An 8,290-nucleotide genomic window follows, 5' to 3' on the forward strand; every position below is an offset into this window, starting at 1 on the left:
GGCCTACAGGTCTCCGACGATGAGTTTCAAGCGCTCAATATCAAACCCGGTAAGTTTCATGGCGATTGGAACTATACGCTTCTTCCTCGCTCTTAATCGGTAACTTAATTCTTGCCCATGCCTTAGTGCGCCTACGACAATTCCAAGCGCAGGATCACGCAACACGCAGCACGCAGCACGAGACTCACCGTAAACTGAGGGAAGCACACCAGATGCTAGCAGATGTCTACAACTGGTTTACCGAAGGGTTTGATACGAAAGATTTGCAAGAGGCGAAAGCAACGCTGCAAAGATTAACCCAGACAACAGAATAATGTTGGGTGAGTTCATTTCTTAGTCTATTTTAAAGTTCATGATTAAACTTAAGATCCATGAGGCAAAGACGCATCTTTCGCGTTACCTCAAGCATCTAGAAGCTGGGGAGACGATTCTGCTTTGCCGCCATCATGTGCCAATCGCCGAAATTCGTCCTCTACCCCAGCCACGGACTACCCCTCGTCCGCTTGGGACAGCGAAGGGGAAGGTCAAAGTACCACCAGAGTTTTTTGAGCCGTTGCCTGAAGAAATTCTCCAAGCTTTTGAAGGACAGGGGTCGTGAAGCTGCTTATCGATACCTGTACATTCCTGTGGATGGCTGACGATGCTCCCGAGCTATCCACACAAGCTCGTACCGTTGTTACGCATCCAGACAATGAAGTCTATCTGAGTGCAGCTTCAGTATGGGAGACCGCACTCAAGCACGCGTTAGGCAAACTGCTATCGACACTACGGTAGCAGCGAGGTAACGCTTTCAGCTTTTGTTTAATCGATCCCTCAATGACTCAATCGCTCGATGAGCCGATAATGCAAGGGTCTCATGCTCTCCTCCTCTTGCCATTCCCAACACGATGCGTCAAAGAGAGGGCATGGATACAGATATAATACCTCGACCGCTTTCTCGCGTTGCTGTTGGTGGTTTTGCGTTGGCGCTGGTTGCCGCTCTGTTGTTGCCGTTATCTGGTATCGGTTATCGCCTCGGCTTGTGGGATTTTCGCCCTGGGTTGACCGTCTTTCGTTGGGCGGCGTATGCAGGGGTAGCCGCAGCGGTGCTCTCTCTCTTCGGTCTGTTCTTTGCGCGCTCAGGAAGTGCGCGACGTGGATTTGTACTGGCTGTGATTGGTCTTATCGGTGGAGTCGTGGCAATCTGGATTCCTTGGCAGTGGTGGCAGGTCGTGAAAAGTGTGCCAATGATTCATGACATCACTACGGATACAGAAACCCCACCGAAATTTGTTGCTGTTCTGCCCCTCCGTGCCAGTGCGCCAAATACCGCGGAATACGAAGGGCCAGAACTCGCTGCTCAGCAACGCACTGGCTACCCTGATTTGGGACCTCTCTCTTTGCAGATTCCACCAGCTCAAGCTTTCTCTCACGCACTGGCAGTAGCGAAGGACATGGGGTGGGAGGTCGTTGCGAACGAACCCGGCGAAGGCCGCATCGAAGCAACTGACACGACTTTTTGGTTCGGTTTCAAGGATGATGTGGTGGTTCGCATTGCGGCTGCTGGTACTGGCAGTCGTATTGATGTCCGCTCTGTCTCACGCGTCGGGAAGAGCGATGTTGGCGCGAATGCCAAACGTATCACCGAGTACCTCAGACGAATTGCTAAAGTTGGGTCTTCTTAGGATAACCGAGAGTATTCACAAAAAGGAGGGATTTCTTATGGCGACCAACGCACGCAAAACGTATGACATCGATATTGAAGATGTTGAGTATCTGCGTCATGGGGATAAACCGCTGCTCGCTCGCTTGTTCAAGCCTCGTGGTGCTGGACCGTTCCCATTAGTCATTGATTTACATGGTGGCGCGTGGTGTATGGGCGATCGCTTGATGGATACACCGATCAACGAGCCGCTGGCAAAGAGTGGCGTGGTGGTTGCGGCACTCGATTTTCGCGTGCCACCAGATGCGTCGTACCCTGGCTCATTGGTCGATATCAATTATGCGATTCGCTGGCTCAAAGCCAAAGCGACGACGTGGGGCAGTCGTGCTGACTTGGTGGGCATGTTTGGTAGCTCCAGCGGTGCGCATCAAGCTGCGTTGTTGGGTATGCGGCCGAATGACCCACGCTATGGAGCGCTCCCGCTTCCTGCCGGATCGCCTGCAGTTGACGCTACTCTCCGCTGCATCATTCTCGGCTGGCCAGTAATCGATCCCCTTGCACGTTACCATTATGCGAAGAAGCTCAAAGCCAGTGGCCAACCGCGCCCTGATCTGATTGATGTTGTCATTCCGCTGCACGACAAATACTGGATCACCGAAGATGCAATGGCAGAGGGAAATCCGGTACTGGCATTAGAACGGGGAGAACGAGTGATGACTCCTCCAGTGCTCTATATTCAAGGGACTGAAGACCGTGCCCATCCTCGTGTCGATCTGGATCGCTTCGTGTCTCAGTATCGCAAAGCGGGTGGTTCTGTACAGCTCGAACTTTTTGAGGGAGAAGCAGAAGGGTTCCCGATTCGTAATGCCTCTTCACCTGCTTCTGCACAGGCAGTGCAGCAGATCATCGATTTCGTGCATACGCAGTTGGGGTAGGGCTGCTTGCCGGGCCGCTCTGTCGGGATGCACGGCCGTGCGTCCCGACGCAATTATTCATAATATCGGCTTTGGCAATCCACACATTGCCAGATCTCTTTGCCAAACATCGAATCATAATAGCGCCACGTCGTTTCTTGTTGACATTTTTCACAATGTTTTTTCTTGGTATCACCTTCTTGCGGCATCGCCGTTCTCCTTTCTGTTAAACAACACAGTTGAGAGTTGATTGCCTCCATGTGACCCAGGTGCTCGACATGATCGTCTATCGCGATGATTGGTTGTCGTTGCCCTCCTTTCTTTTTCGAGAACACAAAAAAGATCAGCTCTTCTGATTGCCCCAGCGATCCCAGTGAATGACTTCTTCGACTGGATTACGTGAAACCGGACCAAATTTGCCGCGTGGATAACCCATTGGAATCATAGCGGCGACTTCCATCTTCTCTGGAATACCGATTTTTGCTTTGAGTTTATCTTCAAAGAACGAGTGAATAGTCGTGAGCGTGGCGCCGACACCGAGTGCGCGGCAAGCTAACAGGATGTTTTGAATCGCAGGAAAAATCGACCCGTGGACTGCCAGTAGACTTGCCCGTGGCAGTTTCATCGCGGCAATCGGCGTATACTCTCTGTGCGCGCATGCTAATAACAATACTGGTGCTTCATCGAGATTGGCGGCGAGGTCCGCGGCGGCATTAAGCATCCGTTGCTGTGGCTGTGGTAGGTCCTTTAGTGAGAAGTTGCCTGAGGCTCCAATTTGTTGCCAGGTGTTCCAATAGTAATCGCGGATAAAGCGCTTCAACTCCGGGTCGCGCACGAGCACAAATGCCCATTCTTGCACATTGCCACCACTGGGTGCGCGGATGCCTGCATCAACAATTTTCTTCAGTACGTCTTCAGGAATGGGATCGGGCTTGAGGCGACGCATCGCCCGGGTTGAATAGATGATCTCAAAAATTCCTGGTTCGGCCATAGTCAAGTTGCTCCTTTTCTCTTCGTGAATTTCGCTAACTGGTGTTTACTGTTCCATGCGCGCCAGCACTTCCTCAGTGCTTCCACCATAGCTCTTTGCTGCATCGGCGTCGTACGTCAGCACAATGATGCTTGCTCCTGTGGGGCCACTAACGAGCGGTGACGCCGATTGGCCAGCGTCGACAAACCGTATGCTCTTTGGTGCTAATTCCTTTCCGTCGGCGAGAACTGAGCCGCGGTACACAACTTCATAGCGACCATAGGGGCTGACTGGAACTGTGAGTTCCATCTGTGGTGGACATTCGATCAGCTCTGCTGATGGTCCTCGCTGGGCCGGAATCAAGACTTTCCGCCGTGCCCCAGTATGTCCCGGCATCGGTTCCCATTCTACTTCGTGCGCACAGCAGGAGAACTCTCGCCCACGCGCATTTGCTTGACGGCGGCGTTCTTTGTCGCGCATCATAATCACTCCGCCGGGCTTGGTATGTAACACGAGCATGTCGTGTCCTTCATTGACGATAAATGGCCCGTACGGCACGTTATGCTCCGTATAATGCACGGCGGGAGCTTCAAGTTTGAACATCGGGAAGGTCATCGTCCCTTCGAGCAAAAGTTGGAACTGCGCTGCCAGGTGAAAATGGGGCTCGACCTCATACCCGTCACAGATCCTCGCGCGGATCGCCTCTGGGCCATCGTCTGCTCCTTTGAGATACATCTGCAAATTGACGGTGCCGTCACTATCGAGTGCCAGGGATTTCCACGGCACGGTTGACGGATCGACTGTAACAGATTGTGTTTTCATAGCGCCCTCCTTTTTGCTTGGATGGCCCACCTCCACATGCGCGGCAGGGGGCATCGCCCTTTCTCTACCGCCTCTCGAACAGCAATTCAACCTACACGTTGTCAACGGTTGCCGGATAAGCTGGAACGCGCCATAATGCCGCAGCGTCGGTGGACACCTACCGTAGGAGACAGAACACAATGGCAAACAACACGACCTCTAAGCGACGTCCTCTTGAGGGCGTACGTGTTATCGACCTCACCCGCATTGTGGCCGGACCGAACTGCACGCGCATGCTGGCGACGATGGGCGCGGAAGTGATTCGTGTCGAATGGCATGATGATCGTGCACTCGACTTATTACGTGGCGTGTTCCCCAAAGTCCGAGGCGGCGAACCGGACAGCCTCAATCGCAGTGGGCTATTCAACAATATCAACGCTGGTAAATACGGCGTGACCCTCAACATGAACATGCCGCAAGGGCAGGATTTGTTCAAACGCTTGATCGCGAAGTCCACAGTCCTGTGCGAGAACTATAGCCCTGGACAGATGGAACGTTGGGGCCTTGGCTATAACACCCTGCGTGAGGTCAATCCTGGACTCATCTACATGCAGATCTCCGGCATGGGGAAGTCGGGAACCTATAACGACTATTTGAGTGTCGGCCCGACAGCGCAGGCCTTGTCGGGTCTGACCCACATGTCTGGCTTGCCAGAGCCGATGCCACCAGCAGGCTGGGGCTATTCCTATCTCGACCACTCTACTGGTTACTATGGGGCGATGCTGGTGTTGGTTGCCTTGTTGAAACAACGCAAGACTGGGGTTGGATGCTATATCGACACGTCGCAAACGGAAGTTGGCATCATGACCTCAGGAACCGCAGTCCTAGAGGCGCAACTGACCGGTACACACACTGCCCGTCATGGCAATCGTATGCAAGCGGTAGACTGGGCGCCGCATGGTGCGTATCCGTGTCGTGGTACTGACGAATGGCTCACTATCGCTGTCCAGACCGACGAACAGTGGCAAGCCCTGGTGGCAGAGATTGGTTCACCTGTATGGGCACGCGAGGCGCGCTTCCAGACTGCAGCCGGGCGAAAAACCAACGAAGATGACCTCGATCGTTTGCTGACTGAATTCACTAAAAGTGAAGATCGCTATGACCTCATGACGCGACTGCAGAAACGCGACGTGCCAGCAGGAGCAGTGCAGAAAGCGGACGACCGCTGCACGCGCGATGCCCAACTCAAGGAGCGTGGCTACTTTGTTCCGCTCCCACAAAGTGAAATCGGCACCTGGCCGATCGAGGGCTTTCCCGCAAAGTTCGAGAAGATGCACGTGCATGTTGGTGGACTACCAGGGCGCGGTGCGCCGTCGCTCGGTGAGGACAACGATGCGGTGTACCGCGACGTTCTGGGACTCACACCCGAGGAAATCGCGACGCTGAGAGAGGAGTGGGTGATCTAATATGGATAACCAAGCTTTGCTGAGTTCCGCTCTTGCCGGAACGGTCGTCATCGAAAGTGGTGACGAGCGCGGAGAATTTGCTGGAGTCTTATTAGCGTCGTTTGGTGCGGAGGTCATCAAGTTGGAAGGGCGACGTGGGTCTCACTCGCGCCGCTTCGGTCCATTTACGACACCTCAGCGTGATCCAGAACAGAGTGTGTGTTTCTCGCGCTACAATTTGGGTAAGCAAAGTGTGAGCTTAGAAGTCGATCACCCAGCAGCTCGTGGTGTCTTGGAACGTCTGGCGAAGCGTGCTGACGTTATTATCGATTCCGGTGAGGCAAAAGATGTGGCGCAACGGCTAACGCTCTATCGTGCGATACAACAGACCAATCCGCGACTTGTTGTCTGCACCGTCACACCTTTTGGACTCGATGGTCCGTATCGCGACCTCAAGATGACAGACCTCACTCAGCTCGCGATGGGTGGGGTGATGGCCTCGTGCGGCTATGACTCACGTCCTGATGGCACGTTCGATACGCCGCCAATCGCGCCGGAAATGTGGCAAGCCTATCACATTGCGTGCGAAAACGCAGTGATCGCGATTGCAGCAGCGCTCAACTTTCGCGAACTCACTGGTGAAGGCGATTGTATTGATGTGTCGATTCATGAGGCCGTGAGTTTGTGCACTGAAGTGGCTATGCCGTACTACATTTATAATCAGAAAGTCATACAACGGCAGACTGGTCGTCACGCTGCTGAGGTGCGCTCGTTGCCGTGGCTCCGTCGCACCAAAGATGGGCGCTACGTCAAGGCGTTCATGTTCTGGGGCAAACGTGACGTCCGTGTTATTGGTGAGATGCTCACTGAGATTGGTATCGAGCATGACCTTGCTTCTGAGTCGTACCGTGAGTTGGCCAAGAAGTCTCCCGCCGAAGCGCAAGCATATTTCAGTGGTTGGATTGATAAACTTGTGGCCGCGCTGCCGATGGAAGAGGTGTACCATCGCGCCCAAGCCAAGGGATTGCTGTGGGCGAGTGTCAGGTATCCCGAAGAAAATATGGATGACCCACATTTCCAGGCCCGTGGTACGTTTCAGCCTATGCATCATCCTGAAATCGGGCGTGATCTCCTCTATCCAGTGTCGGTGGGCACTGATGGGAAAGATCGGGTAACGGCTTTCAAACGTGGCGCACCACGCCTTGGAGAACACACACAAGAAGTGCTGGAACGGATTGGGTTGAGTGGTACAGAGATGAGTACGCTGAAGGCGAAGGGGGCGATATAAAGGCTGGGCGCTCTTTGTAAGAAAACGTCTTCCCTGGGAGCGCGACCGTCTCGGTCGCTTTTTCTGCGGGCGGGACGCCCGCGCTCCCAGGAGGGACCAAATGATTCCTACCGCTGATGGTACAGCGGATGGCCAGCGACCCCGAGATGCACGCGGTTGAAGTGGTCGCCTTCAAGATTAGCAATATAGAGGTCTTTCAATCCAGGTCCACCAAACGCACAGTTAGTCGGAAACGCCAGCTTGGTTCCGTCGGGGTCATCAATCAGTAATTCCCATTTGCCGTTGGTATCTACCTTGATGATCTTATTCCTGGGCGCAAGTTTGCCGTCCTGTGGGACACCTGGCAGGGTAATGTAGAGATTGCGATTGACGTCGAATGCCATGCCATCGGGTATGGCAGGAAAACCGGAAGCATATACCTCTGGTTTGCCGAAGGTGCCATCTTTCTTGATGGCGATGCGCACACAGTCGTACCGGCTACTTTCCAAAACGTAGACGGCGTCCTCATTCGGGTCGATTGCTGTGCCGTTGGCGAAATAGATTCCTGTCGCGACGACTTCTCCGCGACCGTCGGGTCGAATACGGGCAACCGCGCCGTTCGGAGCCGGTGAAGTGAATTCTTCAAAGACTTTGGCTCCTGGTTGCGAGCTGGAGTTCGAGACATATAGATTCCCCTCGGCGTCATAACTGCAGAAGTTGGGAATCGATAGCGGCAAGTCGCCAGCGCGATCGGCGATCATCGAGACCTTACCGTCAGGTGAACAACGCATCACCGCTTTGTGTCTCAGGTCGCAGTAAACAAAATTACCAGCGCGATCTAACGTCACGCCGTTAGGGATCGCACGGTCAGGCAATTCTGTGACTTCGTGGACCACGTTGTCCGGTGTGACCTTGTAAACTTTGGCGTTGCGACCACCACCCCAAACGCTGCCATCACGATCGACGACAACGCCTTCGGCACGCAATACGCCTTTGCCGAAAATATCTACACTTGCAATCGGTAAAGTAGTCATGGTTTTCTCTCCTTTTGTGATGTCTTTGCTTCTTAGTTGAGCGCCGCGAAACATCTCTCTTCAGTGTTTGTTAAGAGATTCTTCGCTTCACTGCTCAGAAACACACTCTCAGGCCGAGACGGGCTGGGGGAGGAGCGTGAACCCCAACCGGGCGGCGGTCCGTTTGAGGTGGCGAAGGGTGCGTTGACGCAGGTGTTCATCATAGGCTTCCCAGCTC

The 8,290-nt window shown here is 53.8% G+C and carries 10 protein-coding genes; 7 read left to right on the forward strand and 3 right to left on the reverse strand.

Features of this window, described 5'->3' with window-relative positions; all coding sequences use genetic code 11:
• Window positions 1-65: 65 nt before the first annotated feature.
• The 5 genes from FJ147_25480 to FJ147_25500 all read left to right on the forward strand — a co-directional run bounded on the left by FJ147_25480 (window position 66) and on the right by FJ147_25500 (window position 2,577).
• Window positions 66-314: a hypothetical protein gene (locus FJ147_25480; protein MBM4259239.1), complete on the forward strand. Its 249-nt coding sequence runs from the start codon at window positions 66-68 to the stop codon at window positions 312-314.
• 38 nt (window positions 315-352) lie between these two features.
• Window positions 353-598, forward strand: a complete 246-nt coding sequence (locus tag FJ147_25485; GenBank protein ID MBM4259240.1) for a type II toxin-antitoxin system Phd/YefM family antitoxin — start codon at window positions 353-355, stop codon at window positions 596-598.
• Window positions 595-774: a type II toxin-antitoxin system VapC family toxin gene (locus tag FJ147_25490; protein MBM4259241.1), complete on the forward strand. Its 180-nt coding sequence runs from the start codon at window positions 595-597 to the stop codon at window positions 772-774. The genes FJ147_25485 and FJ147_25490 overlap by 4 nt, the downstream gene beginning before the upstream one ends.
• A 113-nt stretch (window positions 775-887) precedes the next feature.
• Window positions 888-1,664, forward strand: coding sequence for a DUF1499 domain-containing protein (locus FJ147_25495; GenBank protein ID MBM4259242.1), 777 nt, complete (start codon window positions 888-890; stop codon window positions 1,662-1,664).
• Window positions 1,564-2,577 carry an alpha/beta hydrolase gene (locus FJ147_25500; GenBank protein MBM4259243.1) on the forward strand — a complete coding sequence of 338 codons (1,014 nt, stop codon included), beginning with the start codon at window positions 1,564-1,566 and terminating at the stop codon, window positions 2,575-2,577. The genes FJ147_25495 and FJ147_25500 overlap by 101 nt, the downstream gene beginning before the upstream one ends.
• Window positions 2,578-2,899: 322 nt before the next feature.
• Here the strand turns inward: FJ147_25500 and FJ147_25505 are convergent, their stop codons facing one another.
• Together FJ147_25505 and FJ147_25510 are read right to left on the reverse strand one after the other, a co-directional pair.
• The gene (locus FJ147_25505; GenBank protein ID MBM4259244.1) at window positions 2,900-3,547 is read right to left on the reverse strand and encodes a hypothetical protein; all 648 of its coding nucleotides are present in this window, start codon (window positions 3,545-3,547) and stop codon (window positions 2,900-2,902) included.
• A gap of 45 nt (window positions 3,548-3,592) precedes the next feature.
• Window positions 3,593-4,348: a hypothetical protein gene (locus FJ147_25510; protein MBM4259245.1), complete on the reverse strand. Its 756-nt coding sequence runs from the start codon at window positions 4,346-4,348 to the stop codon at window positions 3,593-3,595.
• Window positions 4,349-4,527: 179 nt separating this feature from the next.
• Between FJ147_25510 and FJ147_25515 the strand changes: the two genes are divergently transcribed.
• Both FJ147_25515 and FJ147_25520 read left to right on the forward strand, forming a co-directional pair.
• Window positions 4,528-5,793 (forward strand): CoA transferase, encoded by a 1,266-nt coding sequence (locus tag FJ147_25515; protein ID MBM4259246.1) that lies wholly within the window; start codon window positions 4,528-4,530, stop codon window positions 5,791-5,793.
• A 1-nt stretch (window position 5,794) separates the two neighbouring features.
• Complete coding sequence (locus FJ147_25520; GenBank protein ID MBM4259247.1) at window positions 5,795-7,060, forward strand: CoA transferase; 1,266 nt, start codon at window positions 5,795-5,797, stop codon at window positions 7,058-7,060.
• Window positions 7,061-7,167: 107 nt separating this feature from the next.
• On the opposite strand, the gene FJ147_25525 is transcribed toward FJ147_25520, so the two are convergent.
• On the reverse strand, window positions 7,168-8,127 hold the full coding sequence (locus FJ147_25525) for an SMP-30/gluconolactonase/LRE family protein (GenBank protein ID MBM4259248.1): 960 nt from the start codon (window positions 8,125-8,127) through the stop codon (window positions 7,168-7,170).
• Window positions 8,128-8,290: the final 163 nt, after the last annotated feature.

It is taken from the genome of Deltaproteobacteria bacterium (assembly GCA_016874775.1).
In the GTDB taxonomy this organism is placed as follows: Bacteria; Desulfobacterota; Binatia; order Bin18; family Bin18; genus VGTJ01.